The following is an 18762-nucleotide window of genomic DNA, read 5'->3' on the forward strand; positions in this document are numbered from 1 at the left end:
GATCCTTAGAGCTGGGTTAAATCAATCTTGAGCACGTAGTCAGCTTTGTGAGCTTTCTCATCCTGCTTGACGCTGGCATAGAGCGTGCTGGCATCGGCAGACAGCACCAGGCTGTTTGGCATCGCCGTGGTTTTAATGGTGTGATTCAGGTGATAAGTGTTTGCATCGATCACGCTAATCTGGCGATCGTTACGATGGGTGACGTAGACCTCTTCACGCGCCGGGTTATACAGCACGCCAACGGAATTAGGAGTCGGTACACGATGAAGCAGCTTGCCGGTGTCCAACTGCACAACCAGCACATCTTTGGTGTTGGTGTCGGCGATATACCCCACCCCTTTGGCACTGTTTAGCGCAATATTCAGGAAATAGTGCTCCGGATCGGCAGGATCGACCTTCACGCGGCTGAGCAGCTTCGATGTTTTAGCATCCAGCGAGATCAGCTCCCCGACACCCGACACGACATACACTTTGTCGCCCGCTTCATCTACTGCAAACCCGACCGGCTCAAGTTTTTCAAGGGTTTGGGCCAGTGCCTGCTTCTCGGTATCCACAACCCAGAGTAATCCTTTATCCTTACGCCCTATCCCCGAGACATAAAGACGCTGATGCTTCTTATCCAGCACCACTTCACGCACGTGCACGCGATTTTCTGGATCTGACGTGTCGCTTAGCTGAATTGTTTTAATGGCTTTATCAGTACGGGTATCGAGCAGCGTGACCGACCCTTCCAGCGAATTACCCAGATAAAGGCGATGATTTTCTTCGTCCAGCGCGACGGCGAATGTGCGACGTTCCGTGGGGATCTTCGCTTCAATTTGCAGCGTCTGCGCCGCCAGCTTAAAGACCAGCCCGTCCGTTTTGTCTTTATCAAAGGAAGGTGCTGACGCAGCATAAAGGGCCTGCTGACCCTTATCGTAAGCCAGCTCGTACACGCCGTGCCCAAGTGACTGGGTGACGAAATCTTTCTCGGTAAAGGTTTCAGCGAGTGCAGCGCCAGAGTGCATTGCCAGGGAAATGGCGACGGCGCACAGGGTTTGTTGTATTAGGGCAGAGGGAATATACATGTCATTTTTCTTTACAGTTGCTTACGTAAAGAAAAATGATAATGAAAATAAATATCATTAACAATTACAAATGGCGTGTACTACCCTACCAATTTTTGTACCGATTTAATCGAAGCGGATTATTCTCGCCGCCTGGCTTGCCAGACCGCGGAAAATCGCCCCGCTTATCTGTTCCGGAAAATCCGCCGGTAATTCCGCTCTGACGGTGGCGATTACTTCATCCGTGCGGTCGGCCATCTCTTTCATCAGCCTCCGTGCGAGTCCGCTTCGATAAACAGACTGAAATTCTTACCGTGACCATCAATTGAGGCCAGCATCCAGAACAGGATCTGCGCTTTTTACCACTCCTTTGCCCAGCTGGGGTTATCGGGCAGCGTCGACCCTCTTTTCACCACATGGAGTTCCAGATCCAGCGCCGCGAGAATTTTGAACAGGGTTTCCAGCTTGGTGGATTCAGGTTTGTTCTCGAAATCCGATACCGTAGTTTGTTTAATGCCAACCTGTTCAGCGGTCTCCGATTGCGTTAACTTATTGACCTTACGCTGATCTCTGACTGCCTGTGCCAGTGCGCCTGCCGTTGTTACTTTCATGCTTACCCCTCATAGAGGATATTTTAGAAAAATCCCCTATAGGGGATAAAACAAGAATAACCCCTATAGCGGTTAAATTCAATTTATCCCCTGCAAGGGATAAAAAGGGGCAGCCCACCCTACTTTTCTGTTAAGCGACTGTTCAGGGCACGATGTTTAGGTACGTTTGATTATGAAGGTACATTGTATGTTGTAACTATTAAAAGGTGTTCACAATATCCCGGTATGAGAGAAAACTAATACTCCATGCTTTATATTCTCAAGAGCGAAAAGCCATCGGAATTAAATATCTGAATCAATCATTAATAGGCCATTGCCTCTAAGACAAAAGTGCCAGAAAAAGACAGACCTCATGAAGACGACAGTCCAGCAAACTAACGAAACGGGGAATGGTTATTTAAAAACCCGGTTAAGCATTATTATCGTTTAACCGAAACGCATCCAATAAAAAAAGAACCACCAGCAACCAATGATTTTATTCATCTTTTTAACAGGCGAAGCCGGATCCTGCTGAAAAACGCCGCGTAGCGCCAGGAAGTCAGGCTATCATTGATGAATAAGACAGTGATTTTTTCTCATTGAAGACCAGGACGTCAACATATAACGGGTGAACTCCGGGGTATTCCTGTTGCCCTGTTTTACTGGTTGAAAATTATTTGGAGAGGATGGTTATGGTTGAATGCTTTACGAAAAATAATACTCGAAATTTTCCGCGGATGTATTTTTCGCCATAGGTATGGGTAATTAAAAAAGGCCAACAAATTTAAACATACTGGCTATGTATATATAAAAATGCCCATAAGGGAGCAATGTATATGGCGATATTCAGGTCATTCTGGCAGGCAGGATTCGAAGGCGCTGATTTTATCACCCGGGCGGGTCATCCCCTTTCAATGGATAACGCAACGGCGCATGACGTACGGTATGCCGAGGATTACCGCGCGCTTAAGCCCTTCAATATGCACACGGTAAGAGAGAGCGTCGGCTGGCGTCTTGTTGATAAATCAGGCAGTTACGACTTTACCACCGTCGCTAAAAAAATGATGTCGGCAAAAGAGAACGGTATCCAGATTTGCTGGACGATCTGTCATTACGGCTTTCCCGCTAATCTCGATTTTTTCTCACCGGAATTTGTCTCTCGCTTCGCTCATCTGTGTGGCTCGCTGGCCGCGTTTTTGCGCCCCTGGTATGAGGAGCCGCCGGTCTACTCTCCCATCAACGAAATCTCATTCACCGCCTGGGGCATTGCGGAAGGATTGTTTCCCACCTCCCCGCCGGGCGTGGGCGAAAGCGAGCTGGTCAAACGACAACTTGTTCGTGCTGCCATAGCCGCCTGCAACGCCATTCTGGCGGCCGATCCCAGAGCGCGAATTTTACATTGCGACCCGTTAATCCATCTGATTTCACCGGATGACGACCCTGCAAACATTGAGCAAACCGAAGCGTTTCGTACCGCGCAGTTTCAGGCGTGGGACATGCTGACGGGCAGGCATGAGCCTGAGCTGGGTGGCCATCCGCGCTATCTGGATCTGATAGGCGCCAATTACTACCACGACAATCAGTGGATGATGGGCAATAACCAGCGCCTGCCGTGGCACTTGGGTGACGGTCGGCGACGGCGATTGCACGAAATGTTGCAGGAGACCTGGGAACGTTATCGCCGCCCTATTCTGCTTGCCGAAACCAGCCATGTGGGTAGCGGGCGCGGCGCCTGGATTAACGATGTCGTCTCAGAGGTGGCTCAGGCGCAGCTGGCAGGCGTAGAGCTGGCAGGCATTTGTCTTTACCCGATTATCGACCGCCCCGACTGGGAGAATAACGCAAACTGGCACCACTCTGGCTTATGGGACGTGAGGCCCGACAAAGAGCGAGAGTTGAATGCCGTTTACGCCCGGACTCTTAAACATGTCCAGACCCGGCTGGAACACTTTCACCAACTAACTGGCGTCACTACCTGCACCAGCACAGAGGTATCAGGCATGAAAAAAATCTATGTTTTTAGTCACCTGCGCTGGGATTTTGTTTTTCAGCGCCCGCAACATCTGATGACACGGCTTGCTCAGCACTACCAGATCGTCTTTATCGAAGAGCCGCTGCATTCCGTTGGAAAACCTGAGCTGAAGATTTCCCAACCCGCGCCGAATGTGACGGTCATCCAACCACAGACACCGTCAACAGAGCCGGGTTTCCATGACGGACAGATCGCCTGGCTGGAAACACTGCTGGCAGAGATACGCGAAGAGGATGAGACCCCGGTCGTCTGGTTCTACACGCCGATGGCCCTCCCTCTGCTGAAGGTCTTTACCCCCGCCGTCGTGGTGTATGACTGCATGGATGAACTCGCCGCCTTTGAAAAAGCACCCCGCCAACTCTTGCAACGAGAGTCAGCCCTGCTGACGCGGGCGGATATTGTCTTTACCGGCGGGCCAAGCCTGTATGCGGCAAGAAAAGGACGCCACCCGAACATTCACTGCTTTGCCAGTAGCGTGGATGCGGTGCATTTTGAACAGGCGCTGGATCGGGCAAATCACCATCCTCTGCAGGACGCTATTCCGCATCCGCGCCTGGGCTATTACGGCGTAATCGATGAACGCATGGATTTGTCGCTGATCGCCGCCCTTGCCGATGCGCACCCGGAGTGGCAAATCGTGATGGTTGGTCCGGTCGTGAAGATAGACCCGTCAACCCTGCCGCAACGAAGCAATATCCATTACCCCGGCATGCAGCCTTATCAGGCCCTGCCCCATTTCCTTGCCGGGTGGGACGTCTGCCTGATGCCGTTTGCGCTGAATGAATCCACTCGCTTTATCAGTCCGACGAAAGTGCTGGAGTACATGGCCGCGCAGCTTCCTGTGGTGAGTACCGCCATCGCTGATGTTGAAAAACCCTATGGCCACGTCGTGGCGGTTGCCAGGGATCATGCCGCCTTTGTCGCCGCTTGCGAAGAGGCGCTGGCATTGTCTGAGGAAGAGCGCGCTTCGCAGCGGCAGATCATGCAAAACATCGTCGCCAGTACCTCCTGGGACACAACCGTGCAAAAAATGCATGAGCTGATTGGGCAGGCGCTCTCTCGTCATCAGGCGCAGGAGACGGCTACAACGGATGCTGGAGGCGAGGATGTTTCACTTCAGGCAGTTTTACGCCTGATCCCCCCTGCCAGAACGGGTTCAGAAGTAGAGCCATGCTTAATTCTGGGCGCCGGGCCAACTGGCCTGAGCGCAGCCTATCACTTTGGCGAAGGGGCAACCTTACTGGAGCGTAATGAGACGGTGGGAGGCTTGTGCCGCTCGGTTCAGGACAAAGGATTTACCTTCGATTATGCGGGACACATTATGTTTTCCGCCGATGAAGAGGTGCTGGCGTTATACAACATCTTACTGGGTGACAATATCCACTGGCAGATCCGCGAAGCCTGGGTCTATACCGACGGCGTCTATACCCGCTATCCCTTCCAGGGATCGCTTTACGGCTTGCCAGCCCCGGTGATCAAAGAGTGTATTCTGGGTGCCATCGAGGCGCGTTACGGTACCGGGTCAGAGGTGAAAAGCATGGCCTCGACCTGTGGGAATAATGCCGAGACGCATCGCCGCCATCATCATGACTGCTGTGCCGATGGCGCGGTGCCGGACTACACCAGCACAGGCCAGAACGTACCGCCGGAAGGCAGTTTTGAAGCCTTCATCTATGAAACATGGGGCAAAGGGATCGCCCGTCATTTTGCTATTCCCTACAATAAAAAATTATGGACGGTGCCACTCTCAGAGATGGAAACCTCATGGCTGGGTGGGCGCGTCCCCTTGCCCGATCTGGACCAGATCATCGAAGGCGCGCTGGGCGAAACGGCGAAGCCTATGGGACCCAACGCGCGATTCGGCTACCCCCTGAAAGGCGGTTTTCAGGCGCTGATGTCCGGCTTTGTGCCGCACATAAAGGGCCGCATTGAGACCGGCGCCGAGGTCAGCAAAATCTACGTCAATCAGCATATTGTCGTGCTCTCTGACGGCAGACAGTACCGCTATGAGCAGATGATCAGCACGCTGGTGCTGCCGGAGCTTATACGTCTGATGGGTGACGAAGTACCGCCAGAAATTCGTAAAGCCGCAAAAGGCCTGCGCCATGTCTCCGTCCGCTGCGTCAATCTGGGCGTTAATCGCGACACCCTGACGGATAAACACTGGATCTACTACGCTGGCAAAACCGTATTCCACCGTATTTTCGTGCAGGGCAACGCCAGCCCGTTCTGCAGTCCGCCGGGTGCGTGCGGCCTCACCTGTGAGATAAGCTACTCCCCGGACAAACCACTGCCCGCTGACGGCCAGGCGCTGATCGACAGATGTATTCAGGAGTGCATCGAGGTTGGGATCATCTCGGAAACCGATGAGATCCTCACCAGTAACCAAATCGATATCCCTTACGCCTATGTCATCTATGACCAGCAGCGTAAAGAGAACGTTGAGATGATCAGAAAATGGCTGTTGCTGCACGGCATCACGCTGGCCGGACGTTACAGCGAGTGGGAATACTACAATTCGGACCATGCGTTTATCGCCGGAAAGGCGGCAGTTGAGAAGGTTCGCCAGTCTGCGTATCGCCACTCTGTTTCATAGTGGTGACAGTGTCACGAAACGTAACCAGAGGGCACGAGATGTGCCCTCTTTCCGTTTACTCAGTGGGTAAACCGTTCGCAAGCGTGGAGAAGTAGCGCTGTTTCTGCCACTCCGCACGATTACCGATGACGTACAAGCGTTGTTTCGCCCGGCTGACTGCAACATTGAGCAGATTAGGTCGGCTGGCCGCCCATGATTTAGCGCCGGGCCGCTGAACATTTCCCCCAAGGACAAATATCACAATACTGGCCTCTTTACCCTGGGTGGTATGCACTGTGCCGGTCTTTTGAGTGTCAAACCCTAGTTCAGACGCCAGCTGGGATAACTTCTGCGCACAATCTTTGAACGGTGAAACCAGGAAAATATTGTCTGGCTTTATGCCATGACTATCCCGCAGGCCCGATAACAACGTTCTGACCGCTTCACCTTCCTCTGCAATCCAGTTCCCTTCACATGCCTTGCCTTCGACATCAATCCAGCAACTTTCCGGCAAGGGCAAGGATACCGCCTTTTTCCCATGAACCATGAGACCGTCATAAGCAACCGCATTACTGACGGTGAACATCGGATCGTCACAGCGGCGATGAACGCGAAGCGGACAGCCAACCCAGACCTGCCCATTATCCGGGTCAGGCAAAAGCGTGCCCAGATCCATCGTGTGATCGGCCAGGATTTGCGCCGACACCATCCCCGGCCACCAGCACGCTGAAACGCCATAATGCTGCGCCAGCGCCCCTTCCACGACTTTAGCGATCCCGCTAACCGGTTCCAGCTGTTTTGGATCCCCTACGACAACCGTTCGGGCTGCACGCCAGATGGCGCCTGCGGCCTGCTGGGGTAACGCCTGCCCCGCTTCATCGATAAGCAACCAGCCAATCGCTTCCCTGCCAATCCGTTTAAACATGCGCGGGACGGAAGCAAAGGTCGTTGAAATGACGGGAACGACAAGCGTCAGGGAATTAAGCGCCAGCTCAGCCTGCTCCTCGGACAAATTCTTGCCTTGTAGCCAGTTACTCACCAGATTGATATTGCTGATGAACGGCTCCGGATGATGCTCAATAAAGGCCCTGTGAACATCCAGGGCGGCCAGGAACAACGCCTGTCTGGCTTTTTGCCACGCGCCGTCCGCCCAGGGTGCGGACTTCTCCCGCACCTCATCGCTGGCATGGGGATCGGGCCAGACATCACCCAGTGCCGATTTTGCCTGCTCTGACCGCGCTTGCGTTGAGATAAGCTCCAGGTGCATCTCGCTCAGAGCACGATCAAACTCCTGCAACTGCCGCGTCTGGTCCGTAACGCTCTTCTCTGCCTCCTTCTCTTTGCGTTCGAGGGCATCCCGTTCTGTCTGGTATATCCCCATCTTTGCGCGAAGGTGATCGCTCTCCTGGGTTAAACGATGATAACGCTCACGCCACTCACGATGGGCGCGTCCCCATGTGGAGATCCAGTCCAGAAATGTGGGCTTATGGGAACCATGCTGTTCCAGGCGCTTGCCGGCGGCCTCAAGCTGCCCGCTCCATTCAGCGTAATGGGCCTGATGCTCGATTTTTTCAACCTGGATCTTCGCCTGCGTCTCCTGAGCCTGAGTCAGATGGGCTGCCGTCAGCGTCCGGGCGTCGCGCTTTTCCAGAATGCGCTGATGAATCTCATCGATCTGCTTATCCAACGTTGCGTAGTCGATAAGCTGCTGACGTATTGCCTCTTCCCGCTCCTGCGCCTGTTTAAAATTCAATTTCGCCTTATCCCAGGAGATGGCCGGTTTTCTTTTCCCGGCTTTTATCAGTCTGAGATGGTAAGCCAGCCCTTCTCCCCGCTGAGGCGTGAACCTGTCCGGAGGCAATAACGGCGTATCCTTATTCTCTTCCGGTTTTCTCCACCAGAACACCTTCATAAAAGTGTTCCTGTTGCCTTTGTTGCCCAGTCTGGCCGCCAGCAAACCCCAACCCGGCTTACCGATAAGTTCAGAAACCAGATCGGCAAAATAATCACTTTCGCGATGCACGCTTTCCGGCACGGCGTCTGCGCCGGGCAGTTCAAGCGAGATATTTTCCACCGCGCCGTTATTTGCGGAGGCAACGACAATAGAAGACCCCTTTATTGCAGGATGCAGAGGATAGTAAGGGTATCTGTCGTCCCCAAGAATCAGCATATTTTTGCCCGCGAAGACCTCATCTTCATGGCGAATCAAACTCCCGGCCCGTTGCGTCACCACCGCGGCAACCACATCCCGTAATAAGGTGGTTTTCCCTGTCCCGGGAGGACCATTCACGGCAAAGATACCGGCTTGATCGGCGTGGCGACGCCAGATCTCGTTAACCGCTAACTGTTGGCTGAATGCCAGAGGATAAGGCGAAGGCCAGGCGCCCGCAGGCGGTTGCGTGGGAAGCAATCGCTGAAAGGCGAGCCGTAAACCTTCGGGTGAGCGTAGATCGATACGCGCTCTGTCAGGTTCAGAGACAGCACGCATATACTCAACGAATCCCGGTCCTGCATCGTTTTGCTGCCAGGCGTGACCAAGATTACGCAGCTCGCTGATATAAAAACTGTTTAATAAACCATCCTGTACGGGATCAACCTTCTTTTCTTTATCTTTGTTATCCGGTGTTGGCTCCTCCCCGGCGGGCTTCGGTGCCTTAACCTGGATACATTTCACAAGACAGACAAACTCAGATTCTAAGGTTGAGTGCGGGAAAAGCGTTTTATCAACCACCAGCGCCACCAGCTTCTGGATCCAGTCGATATCCGGGCTGTTCCCGTTAGCCTCTAAAAGCGCGGCTTCATCGGCTATCCATTGCATAAGACGCAGGGTTAAGGCATCGAAACCGGCGAACCCACAGTCAACAAGAGGAAGGGTGTCACCTGGCGGAGGTAAGTCGGAAAAGTCTACGGGAACGTTGTTCTCAAGCGCCGCCACGCCGTCCTTATGGTGCAGGATTTGACCGGCAGCCCATGCGGAGAGCGACAGCATAAATGTCTGATAAAGCGGTATGCCCTGCTCATTGAAGCTAATATCAAAAAGCCGACTGTTGACTCGTCCCCTCTCTTCAACGACATCATCATGCGCGCCAATCTTCTCTTCCAGTTGCTGAGAAAGCGCCGTGGCATCATAAACACCGCATTGCGCGGTATAGAGCCAGACTTTGTCATCCTTAAGAGGTTTATCGGTGTGTCTGGTATCGCGCCAGGGGAGATTGCCACCTTGCGCAACTTTATAAGCTGGCCGGAACAGATCGTCGGGATTATCTTTGTCGAGTTTCTGAGGCGTAAGCGCCTCTACCGCTTTCCAGAACTGAAAAATGTGTTGTGCCTGCATCTGCTGTTGAAATACCTGAGTAGGAGGTGATCGTTCGGCTGTTTGGCGCATTGCTAAGCAGCAAGAATAAAATACTTACACGAACAAATAATACCCCTGGTAACAAATGGGTCAACCTTGCAGACAACAGAAGGACGCCATAGTCAACTGAACCCTAACACATTTTTCGCTGAACAATTGGAACCCAGGGGGACAGACAGCAGGGTCACAGCATTGACTTCCCTCCGAATAGAACGACAATAAACGTACCCGGCGACATTCGTATAACTGGAGCTTATCATCGCCTGTTCACGTCGTTCTCAGCTTGCCACTCACCTTAAGCGCTCCGGCGCGCTCATCGCCGCGCTTATACTGGTCAGTTGCAGCTCAACTCCACCCAAATCTCTGGTAACGCCGCTACCGCCGGTCGCGAAACAGCCCCTGCCCGATAAAAGCGCGCGCCACGAGCCGGTGCGCGGCGTCTGGCTGGCAACCGTCTCCCGCCTCGACTGGCCGCCTCAGGCGTCAGTGAATGGCCGCGGCGCACCGGCGCGGAACGCCATGCAGCAAAAGGCCCTGACCGATAAGCTGGATAACCTGAAAAGCCTCGGGATCAACACCGTTTTTTTCCAGGTGAAACCGGACGGCACGGCTCTGTGGCCCTCTAAAATATTGCCGTGGTCCGATATGCTGACCGGCAATATAGGAGAAGACCCCGGTTACGATCCGCTGCAGTTTATGCTGGATGAAGCCCACAAACGCGGGATGAAAGTGCATGCTTGGTTTAACCCTTACCGCGTCTCGACCAATATCCGCCCGGGTACGGTCGCCGAGCTGAACCGAACCCTGAAGCTGAATCCGCCCAGCGTCTATGTCCTGCATCGGGAGTGGATCCGCACCGCGGGGGATCGCTTTGTTCTCGACCCCGGCATCCCGGAAGTCCGGGACTGGATCACCAGCATTGTGGCGGAAGTGGTGTCGCGCTATCCGGTGGATGGGGTGCAGTTTGATGACTACTTCTATGCCGAGTCCGCAGGCTCGAAGCTGAACGACAGCCAGACCTATCGCCAGTACGGTCAGGACTTTGACTCAAAAGCCGACTGGCGGCGCAACAACACCCAGCAGCTGATTACCCAGGTGTCGCGGACCATTAAACAGCTAAACCCGAACGTGGAGTTTGGCGTCAGTCCGGCAGGCGTATGGCGTAACCGCTCCCACGACCCGGCCGGGTCCGATACCCGGGGTGCGGCGGCTTACGACGAGTCTTTCGCCGATACCCGTCGCTGGGTGCAACAGGGCCTGCTGGATTACATCGCGCCCCAACTCTACTGGCCTTTTGCCCGGGATGCGGCACGCTATGACGTGCTGGCTAAGTGGTGGGCCGATGTGGTGAAACCGACCAATACACGCCTCTATATTGGCGTGGCGCTCTATAAAGTGGGCGAACCCTCGAGCAAAGAGCCCGACTGGACGGTGAAAGGCGGCGTGCCGGAGCTGAAAAAACAGCTTGATTTGAATGAATCTGAGCCGAACATCGACGGCACGATTTTGTTCCGCGAGGACAATCTGAATCAGCCCCAGGCGCAGGATGCGGTACGGTATTTGCGGACGCGCTGGGGATCGTGATGAGGATAGACGCGTGACCGCTACTGTTGTAGCGGTTTCACGTTAGACGAACAACCTCAAACTCTTCTGCAACAAGCTCCATATCCTCCGAAAAAGAGCCTTCCTGCGTAAAGAAGCGCTGATGTTCTTTGCGCCAGTACGCAAGGCTAAGATCGCCTTCGCCTTCTTTGCGGGCAAACTCAGCGCTGACATCACAAAAACGCACCAGACGCGCTGAAACCAGCCTGACAACGCAGGCAGGTCGCGCTTGCCCATCCAGGATGATGATGTAACCGCCAATGGTGGAGCTCGCGCCTTCTTGCTGATAAGAGGCAAGGGAGCCACAGGTGGCTGTTTTTATCCCCCTTCTGATCAAGTCTGCAAGCTCGCTGGCCAGTGCTGGACTGTCACCCATCTGCCAGACAGTCGCACCTGGATACTTCACCTTTAATTCATCAACTGCAGTCATAAAAATCCTCTTAAGCGCACCGGAACATAATGCCGGGGGCACTGCGCTTGCCTTCACGATGGCTGATGCAAGCTATCCATTTAGCACCCTGCGATCAACTCCTTACATTTTGGGGGACCGCAAATCAGGTAATGGCAATAAGGGTTTATCTCTTCACATTATTGCTCTAGTTTTTACTGGCATAAATTCCAGTGAGATTGAGGCAATATTCGGCCTGTAATGTCGACAGGTAACGTTGCTGGCTTCCGGCTTTTCTTGTACCCTTCCCCGCTTTCAGACCTTTAATAATAACCGGATGCATATGACCGCTCACCCTTCCAGAGATCCGCTGCACGGCGTCACCCTTGAGATGATGGTTAACGCCCTCGTGGCGCGCTATGGCTGGGCGCAGCTGGGCAAGCTGATTAAAATCAACTGCTTTAACAGCGACCCCAGCGTCAAATCCAGCCTCAAATTTTTGCGCCGCACGCCCTGGGCTCGCGCTGAAGTCGAGGCCCTCTATCTGGATTCGCTGGAAGATACCGCGCCGGCCAAAGCCGACGACGATACCTCCAGCCCCTGGGAGAGAGCCCGGGCTAACCGTTAAGGTCGACGCAACAGCACGATACTGCGGCCCGCCAGCGGGAAGTCAGTATCCGGGGTGATAGCCTGGCCCAGGTTGTCATCCTGCACCGTACTTAGCTCCAGCACCCAACCACCCTCGCCGCAATCCGGAATACGGAACGGTACCGCAGCCTCGTAAGGATTGATCAGCAGCAGCACTTCCTGCCAAATCCCGTTTTCTGCCTCTAAATCGGCCCGGGTCAGATAGAGCCCAAGGGTGGTGCCTTCATCCCAGTGCTCTGGCAGTTGCAGGCCGCCACCCGCGTTGTACCACAGGATCTCCATCCCATCACGCCAGCTCTCGCGGCGTAACAGCGGCTGGCGGGTACGCAGCTCAATTAGATGCCGGGTAAAATTACGCAGCATCTCGGCGCTTTCCGGCAGATCTTCCCAGTGCACCCAGCTGATCTCGCTGTCCTGACAGTAGCCGTTGTTGTTCCCCATCTGGCTGCGGCCAAACTCATCCCCTGCCAGCAGCATCGGCGTGCCGTGCGAAAAGAGCAGCGTGGTGAGGAAGTTGCGTTTCTGCTGTTCGCGCAGGGCGTTAATCTGCTCGTCTTCGGTAGGCCCTTCGGCGCCATAATTCGATGACCGGTTATCATTGTGGCCGTCGTTATTATCTTCGCCGTTTGCCTCGTTGTGCTTCTCGTTGTAAGAGACCAGGTCGTTCAGGGTAAAACCGTCATGGGCAGTGATAAAGTTGATGCTCGCCCACGGACGGCGCCCGCGTTGGTCGTAGAGATCGCCGGAACCGAGCAGGCGCGCGGCAAAGTCCGAGGAGACGTTATCCCCGCGCCAGTATTCGCGCACGGTATCGCGATATTTGTCATTCCACTCGCCCCAGCCGGGTGGGAAGCCCCCCACCTGATACCCGCCAGGGCCGATATCCCACGGCTCACCAATCAGCTTCAGCCGGGAGAGCAGCGGATCCTGCATCATGGCATCGAAAAAGCCCCCGCGCTGGTCGAACCCTTCCGGCTCGCGACCCAGAATAGTACCGAGGTCAAAGCGGAAACCGTCAATATGCATCGATTCGGCCCAGTAGCGCAGGGAGTCCATGATCATCTGCAGCACACGGGGATGGGAGGTATTCACCGTGTTGCCAGTACCCGTGTCATTCACATAGTAACGGTGCTGGCCTGCAATGGTCCGGTAGTAGGAAAAGTTGTCGATCCCCTTGAAAGAGAGTGTCGGGCCCAGCTCGTTGCCCTCGGCGGTGTGGTTATAGACCACATCCAGGATCACTTCGATACCCGCATCGTGGAAGGCGCGCACCATATCGCGGAATCCCTGGATGCCGTTCGGACCGTAATAGCGCGACGCCGGGGAGAAGAAGTTCAGGGTGTTATACCCCCAGAAGTTTTTCAGTCCCCTGTCCAGCAGATGTTGATCGTCCGGGAAGGCATGCACCGGCAGCAGCTCCACCGAGGTGATGCCGAGGCTTTTGATGTAATCCACAATCGCTTTATGCCCCATCCCTTCAAAGGTGCCGCGCAGCTCAGGCGGAACGGCCGGGTGAAGCTGGGTAAAGCCCTTCACGTGGGTTTCATAAAGAATAGTTTCAGACCACGGCACCGCCGGGCGATGCGGGTCCTGTGCGTCGAACACCCGGGGGTCGATAACCCGGCATTTCGGGGTAAACGGCGCGCTGTCCCGGGTATCAAAGCTGAGATCGAGATCGTCATGCCCCAGCTCATAGCCAAAATGGGCGGCGTTCCAGTTAAGCTCGCCGGTTAACGCCCGGGCATAGGGGTCGAGCAGCAGTTTATGCGGGTTAAAGCGGTGGCCGTTTTCGGGATCGTAAGGACCATACACACGATAGCCATACAGCGCGCCCGGCTGCAGATCCGGAACGTAGCCGTGCCACACTTCATGGGTGTATTCCGGTAGCTCCAGACGGGCAATTTCATGCTGGCCCGTCGGATCAAACAGACATAGCTCAACGCGTTCGGCACAGGCCGAAAAGAGCGCAAAATTGACGCCTTTGTCGTCGTAGTTTGCGCCGAGCGGGTAACTCTGCCCCGCCTCAATCTGATAGATCTTATTATTTGCCATAACATCTCTCCCTCGAACCATCATTATTAGCCGCAGGCCAGTAACACCCGCCAGCAATCCTGTGCATCATGTAACTTCAGGCTTTCGCCCGGTATAACGATTTCACCGCTGAAACAGTCCTGATAGCGACGCCCGGCCAGTTCAGCAGGCAAGACAACCTCCGTATCGCCCCACAGTGCCGCGCCGGTCAGTGGAAACGTCTGTGCGGCGCTGGCAAACGCCAGACGTGGAGCCACCACGATCAAGACGTCGTCGTCATCCACGCGGGCAAAGGCGATAGCTTTGTCCGCCCTTTCCCCCCGGGTCAGCAACGCGACATAGCTGCCCAAGCGGAACAGCGCCGGTTTACGCTGGCGCAGATTCAGCAGCGTGCTGGTGACATACACCTTAAGCTGGCCGTCGAGCCAGCTCGCCTCACGGGAGGCGGTATATACATCAGCGCTGTTGAGCTGCTGGCTGAGCTGCGCGAAATCCGGCTCGCGGCGGTTATCGGGGTCGACGAGGCTAAAGTTGAGCCCCTCGCTGCCCTGATAAACATCCGGCACGCCCGGGGCGGTCAGTTTGATCACCGTCTGGCTCAGGCTGTTTACCAGCCCGGCGCGGATAAACGGGCGTAACGAGGTGCTGAAGTCGCGCAGAAAATCCTGATTTTCCGGCGAGAGCAGATGGCGGGCATACTCCAGCACCACCGTCTCATAGGCTTCGTTGCTGTCTACCCAGTCGGTGCGCAGCTTGGCCTCGCGCAGCGCTTTCTCCACAAAGGCCAGGAAGCGCGCTTCCAGCGCGTTCAGACCCGCCGCATCCTGGGGATCGAGTCCAGGTGGCCAGACCCCCGCCAGCGCCTGATATAACATCCAGGTGTCAGCGGCTCGCGGCGCCGTGCCATCGTTCAGAAAGCGGACATGGGTCTGGTTGAGTTGCTGCCAGCGGGCCACGCACTCGGCCCATACCTGCGGCGCTTCGGTCAGGGTATAGAGCCGGGCGCGGGCATCTTCCCCGCGCTTGGTGTCGTGGGTTGAGGTGCCCGAGAGCGCATCCGGCTGGCGCTCACGCCGCGCCGTCATTTCGGTATGGAAACGCGTCAGCGAGAAGGCGCGCGGCACCGGTTCGGCCCCGACTTCGTTAAGCGCCAGATCCATGTGCTGACGGAAAAACAGCGTGTCCTCTACGGATTTCGCCATCAGCGGCCCGGTCAGCTGCTGGAAACGGGTGCGGAACTGGCTGGCGGTATCGCGGGCCTCATCGCTGACTTCGCCGGTCAGGATACGGGTCAACAGCGTGAGCGCGTCCGGGTCGGCGCTGACGTGGGTCAGCACGTTTTGTAGCAGCCGGATATCCGCACTGGACATCCCCTGCGCGGTGCCATAGGTGCGATAGACCGGGAAGGCCACCAGCAGCTCCCGCAGCGCCAGGCGCAGCAGCTCTTCATCAATCGCCAAGCTTTCCACGTGCGCCAGTTTTTTGGCCAGCGTCAGCAGCGTGGAAAACTCCCCGGCGAAATTGCGATCCACCATCAGCAGGCGCGCCGCACGCAGTTCAGCGTGCATGTCCACCGGGCTACCCACCACCGCGTCGTAGGCCTGACGCAGGCTGTCGATTTTGTCGTCATCCACCAACACTTCCGAGAGTGAGGCGATGAATTCATACCCGGTCGTGCCGGAGATCGGCCAGTCTGCGGGGAGGTTCTCCCCTTTACTGAGGATCTTCTCTACCGTGATGTAGCAATCGGCTCCCGCCTCCTGCCGCAGACGTTGCAGGTAAGCGCGCGGGTCGGCCAGACCATCCACATGATCGATGCGCAGCCCGTCCACCGCCCCCGACCGCACCAGGGCCAGGATCAGGGCATGGCTGTCATCGAAGACCGCGTCGTCTTCAACGCGCACCCCCACCAGGCCGGTGATCTCGAAGAAGCGCCGCCAGGAGAGATCCCGCGGGGCGTCGCGCCAGCTGGTAAGTCGCCACGGCTGCTGGTCATGCAGGCGTGCAATCGCCTCAGGCTCGCGCAGGTTCAGAACCTCTTCCTCGCGTCCCATCCAGCTCTCCGGAGTGAGCGGATAGAAGTTGTCATAAACGGCCAGCGTCGGTTTACCGGTGTTGGGATCGCGCTGAATGCTGATCTCCCCGTTCGCCAGTACCACGTCAAAGTCATCGCCCAGAAACGGCAGCGTCAGGCGACGGGACCAGTCGATATCAAAGTGACGGGCATAGCGGCTCTTCTCGCCGTGTTCAATCACATCGCGCCACCAAGCGTTTTCAAGCGAGGTGGACATATGGTTCGGGACGATATCAAGGATCAGCCCCAGGCCAGCCGCCTTCAGGGCGCTGACCAGCCGTTCAAATCCGGCGCGGCCACCAATGGCCGGGTCGATCTCATTGGCGTCGGTCACGTCATAGCCGTGGGTCGAATCGCGGGCCGCGGTAAAAATCGGCGAGGCATAGAGATGGCTGATGCCAAGTTGTTGCAAATAAGGCACCAGACTGGCGGCACGATCAAACGTCATGCCATTACGAAACTGGATACGCCAGGTCGCTGTGGGGATCATCAGGTTGGTTCTCCAGGGGCAAAGCGGACAATAAGGGTGTCGGGCCGTAATTCGGTATGGATCTCAGGCCAGGCTAAGAGGGTTTCACCCGGCAGATCGGGCAACGCCTCCGTATGGCCGCCGACGTTAAACGCCAGCGACAGGGTTCCCCGTGGAAACGTCCAGGTGACTGCCACGCAGCCGGGTGCCAGGTCCAGCACCTTGCCCCCACCGTTGCGGGCGGTTGCCAGCAGCGGCACAATCACCTGCTGACGCAGCTGTAACAGGTGGCGAGTAAAGCTGAGCCAGCTTTCCCCCTCCGGCTGGTTAACTTTGTCCCAGTCGAGTTTCGATCGTGTAAAGGTCTCCAGCGCATTCGGATCGGGCACACCCTCCTCCTGATGGCTGGCATGGTCGGCGAACTCCTTCGCCCGTCCTTCCCGTACCGCCCGCGCCAGGTCACCGTGAAAATCGGTAAAGAAGAGGAATGGCCGGGTTTCACCGAACTCCTCGCCCATAAACATGAGCGGGATATGCGGCGACAGCAGCAGCGCGGCCAGCAGCACCCGGGTGCGATCCTCCCCGATAAGGGAGAGCAGACGATCCCCCTGCGCCCGGTTACCCACCTGGTCGTGATTCTGGATAAAGTCGACAAACGCCACCGGCGGCTGGTCGATGCTTTTAACCCCGCGTGGCTCCCGGTCCCGGGGAGTGATTTCGCCCTGATAGGCAAACCCTTCCGCCAGCGCCCGGGCGACCCATTTTTCCGGCTGATGCGCAAAGTCCCGGTACCAGGCGTGGGTCTCCCCGCTGGCCAGGACGTGAATGGCATTGTGCAGATCGTCATTCCATTCGGCGGTATAAAGCGACGGGGAGCCATCCTCACCGTAAGGATGCAACGAGATAATGTTGCGGTTGTCTTCAGTGGTGAGATGGATCGGGCGATCGGTTATCTGCGCCCGGATGCGTTCAGCAATTTCCACCAGGATATGTTTTTCAGACGAATCTGCAATGTGATCGATGGCGTCGAAGCGCAATCCGTCGAAGCGGAACTCCTCCAGCCAGTACAGCGGCACGCCGATCATAAACTGACGTACGGGGGCCACATCGTAGGCGATGCCATTTCCCCAGGGGGTCATTCGCTCCGGATGGAAAAAGTCCGGCGACAGGCGTGGGAGGTAGTTCCCCTCCGGACCAAAATGGTTCAGCACAATATCCAGCACCACCGACAGCCCCAGGCCGTGGGCGGCATCCACAAAGGCTTTCAGCTCATCCGGCGTACCGTAGGCGCTGTGCGGGGCATAGAGCAACACCCCGTCATAGCCCCAGTTGCGATTACCTCCGGCCTGCGATACGGGCATCAGTTCAATCATTGTGATGCCCAGCGAGGCCAGATACGGTAGCTTATCGGCTGCCGCGCGGAAGGTGCCTTCCGGAGTAAAGGTACCGATGTGCAGCTCATAGACCACGCTCTCTTCCCAGCGTCGGCCCTGCCATTCGGTGTTACGCCAGACATAGCTGTCGGGATCGCACACCAGCGAAGGACCGTTTACATCCCCTTGCTGGGCGCGGGAGGCGGGATCCGGCACCGCAGTGCCGTCTGCCAGAATATAACTGTAGGGTGAACCGGGTTTGACGTAGTCAACCGTCAGTTCGAATCCGCCGTCACCGGTCGGGTGCATCGCCAGCGTTTCGTCGTTGAGGCGCAGGGAGACCTGCTCCTGACCGCTGGCCCATAGATGGAAGCGAACCGTGTTAGCATCAATGTGTTCACAACCCCAATACGTAATAGATTTAGCTGTCATTCCACCACCTCGTTTGACCCGTGTTCCTCAGGGTGCTTAACGTTTATCGTTACGCAGAGGGAAAAAGAGAAAGTGCGGCGGCAATCCGCCGCGCATGCACATCAAGCATAGACCAGGAAATTAATGTGAGATGGGTCACGACGAAGC

Annotated in this window: 11 protein-coding genes; 3 read left to right on the plus strand and 8 right to left on the minus strand. The window is 56.0% G+C overall.

All coding sequences use genetic code 11. The features are described from left to right. Positions 1–5 precede the first annotated feature (5 nt). The 3 genes from FHC51_RS16505 to FHC51_RS16515 form a co-directional block, all read right to left on the minus strand. Complete coding sequence (locus FHC51_RS16505; RefSeq protein ID WP_220436080.1) at positions 6–1067, minus strand: YncE family protein; 1062 nt, start codon at positions 1065–1067, stop codon at positions 6–8. 105 nt (positions 1068–1172) lie between these two features. Beyond that, the gene (locus FHC51_RS16510; protein ID WP_220436081.1) at positions 1173–1313 is read right to left on the minus strand and encodes a hypothetical protein; all 141 of its coding nucleotides are present in this window, start codon (positions 1311–1313) and stop codon (positions 1173–1175) included. 92 nt (positions 1314–1405) lie between these two features. Next, positions 1406–1657 (minus strand): helix-turn-helix domain-containing protein, encoded by a 252-nt coding sequence (locus FHC51_RS16515; RefSeq protein ID WP_220436082.1) that lies wholly within the window; start codon positions 1655–1657, stop codon positions 1406–1408. 815 nt (positions 1658–2472) lie between these two features. Here FHC51_RS16515 and FHC51_RS16520 point away from each other — a divergent pair. Further along, a complete protein-coding gene (locus FHC51_RS16520) occupies positions 2473–6264 on the plus strand; it encodes an NAD(P)-binding protein (protein WP_220436083.1) in 3792 nt (1263 codons plus the stop codon). A gap of 55 nt (positions 6265–6319) precedes the next feature. Here FHC51_RS16520 and FHC51_RS16525 read toward each other — a convergent pair whose 3' ends face one another. After that, a complete protein-coding gene (locus FHC51_RS16525) occupies positions 6320–9628 on the minus strand; it encodes a DEAD/DEAH box helicase (protein ID WP_220436084.1) in 3309 nt (1102 codons plus the stop codon). A gap of 216 nt (positions 9629–9844) precedes the next feature. On the opposite strand from FHC51_RS16525, the gene FHC51_RS16530 reads away from it, so the two are divergent. Then, complete coding sequence (locus FHC51_RS16530) at positions 9845–11182, plus strand: glycoside hydrolase family 10 protein (RefSeq protein WP_255585073.1); 1338 nt, start codon at positions 9845–9847, stop codon at positions 11180–11182. A 37-nt stretch (positions 11183–11219) separates the two neighbouring features. Here FHC51_RS16530 and FHC51_RS16535 read toward each other — a convergent pair whose 3' ends face one another. Then, a complete protein-coding gene (locus FHC51_RS16535; protein WP_220436085.1) occupies positions 11220–11630 on the minus strand; it encodes an ASCH domain-containing protein in 411 nt (136 codons plus the stop codon). Positions 11631–11931: 301 nt separating this feature from the next. Here FHC51_RS16535 and FHC51_RS16540 point away from each other — a divergent pair, with 301 nt between their 5' ends. After that, positions 11932–12216: a VF530 family DNA-binding protein gene (locus FHC51_RS16540; protein WP_103179608.1), complete on the plus strand. Its 285-nt coding sequence runs from the start codon at positions 11932–11934 to the stop codon at positions 12214–12216. Here FHC51_RS16540 and glgX read toward each other — a convergent pair. From glgX to treZ, 3 genes are read right to left on the minus strand one after another with little or no spacing between them, the layout of a single operon-like run. Continuing rightward, positions 12213–14288, minus strand: a complete 2076-nt coding sequence (gene glgX / locus FHC51_RS16545) for a glycogen debranching protein GlgX (RefSeq protein ID WP_220436086.1) — start codon at positions 14286–14288, stop codon at positions 12213–12215. The two genes, FHC51_RS16540 and glgX, sit on opposite strands and share 4 nt — an antisense overlap. Positions 14289–14314: 26 nt before the next feature. Next, complete coding sequence (gene treY, locus FHC51_RS16550) at positions 14315–16831, minus strand: malto-oligosyltrehalose synthase (protein ID WP_220436087.1); 2517 nt, start codon at positions 16829–16831, stop codon at positions 14315–14317. Next, positions 16831–18615, minus strand: a complete 1785-nt coding sequence (gene treZ / locus FHC51_RS16555) for a malto-oligosyltrehalose trehalohydrolase (protein ID WP_220436088.1) — start codon at positions 18613–18615, stop codon at positions 16831–16833. The genes treY and treZ overlap by 1 nt, the downstream gene beginning before the upstream one ends. Positions 18616–18762: the final 147 nt, after the last annotated feature.

Origin of the sequence: Leclercia sp. EC_58, assembly GCF_019584355.1 — a bacterium.
Classification (GTDB): Bacteria; Pseudomonadota; Gammaproteobacteria; order Enterobacterales; family Enterobacteriaceae; genus Enterobacter.

Excerpts from the sequence above, each read along its gene's own strand:
- FHC51_RS16505 (WP_220436080.1), bottom strand. The coding sequence starts at position 1,067 with ATGTATATTCCCTCTGCCCTAATACAACAAACCCTGTGCGCCGTCGCC.
- FHC51_RS16510 (WP_220436081.1), bottom strand. The coding sequence starts at position 1,313 with ATGAAAGAGATGGCCGACCGCACGGATGAAGTAATCGCCACCGTCAGA.
- FHC51_RS16515 (WP_220436082.1), bottom strand. The coding sequence starts at position 1,657 with ATGAAAGTAACAACGGCAGGCGCACTGGCACAGGCAGTCAGAGATCAG.
- FHC51_RS16520 (WP_220436083.1), top strand. The coding sequence starts at position 2,473 with ATGGCGATATTCAGGTCATTCTGGCAGGCAGGATTCGAAGGCGCTGAT.
- FHC51_RS16525 (WP_220436084.1), bottom strand. The coding sequence starts at position 9,628 with ATGCGCCAAACAGCCGAACGATCACCTCCTACTCAGGTATTTCAACAG.
- FHC51_RS16535 (WP_220436085.1), bottom strand. The coding sequence starts at position 11,630 with ATGACTGCAGTTGATGAATTAAAGGTGAAGTATCCAGGTGCGACTGTC.
- FHC51_RS16540 (WP_103179608.1), top strand. The coding sequence starts at position 11,932 with ATGACCGCTCACCCTTCCAGAGATCCGCTGCACGGCGTCACCCTTGAG.
- glgX (WP_220436086.1), bottom strand. The coding sequence starts at position 14,288 with ATGGCAAATAATAAGATCTATCAGATTGAGGCGGGGCAGAGTTACCCG.
- treY (WP_220436087.1), bottom strand. The coding sequence starts at position 16,831 with ATGATCCCCACAGCGACCTGGCGTATCCAGTTTCGTAATGGCATGACG.
- treZ (WP_220436088.1), bottom strand. The coding sequence starts at position 18,615 with ATGACAGCTAAATCTATTACGTATTGGGGTTGTGAACACATTGATGCT.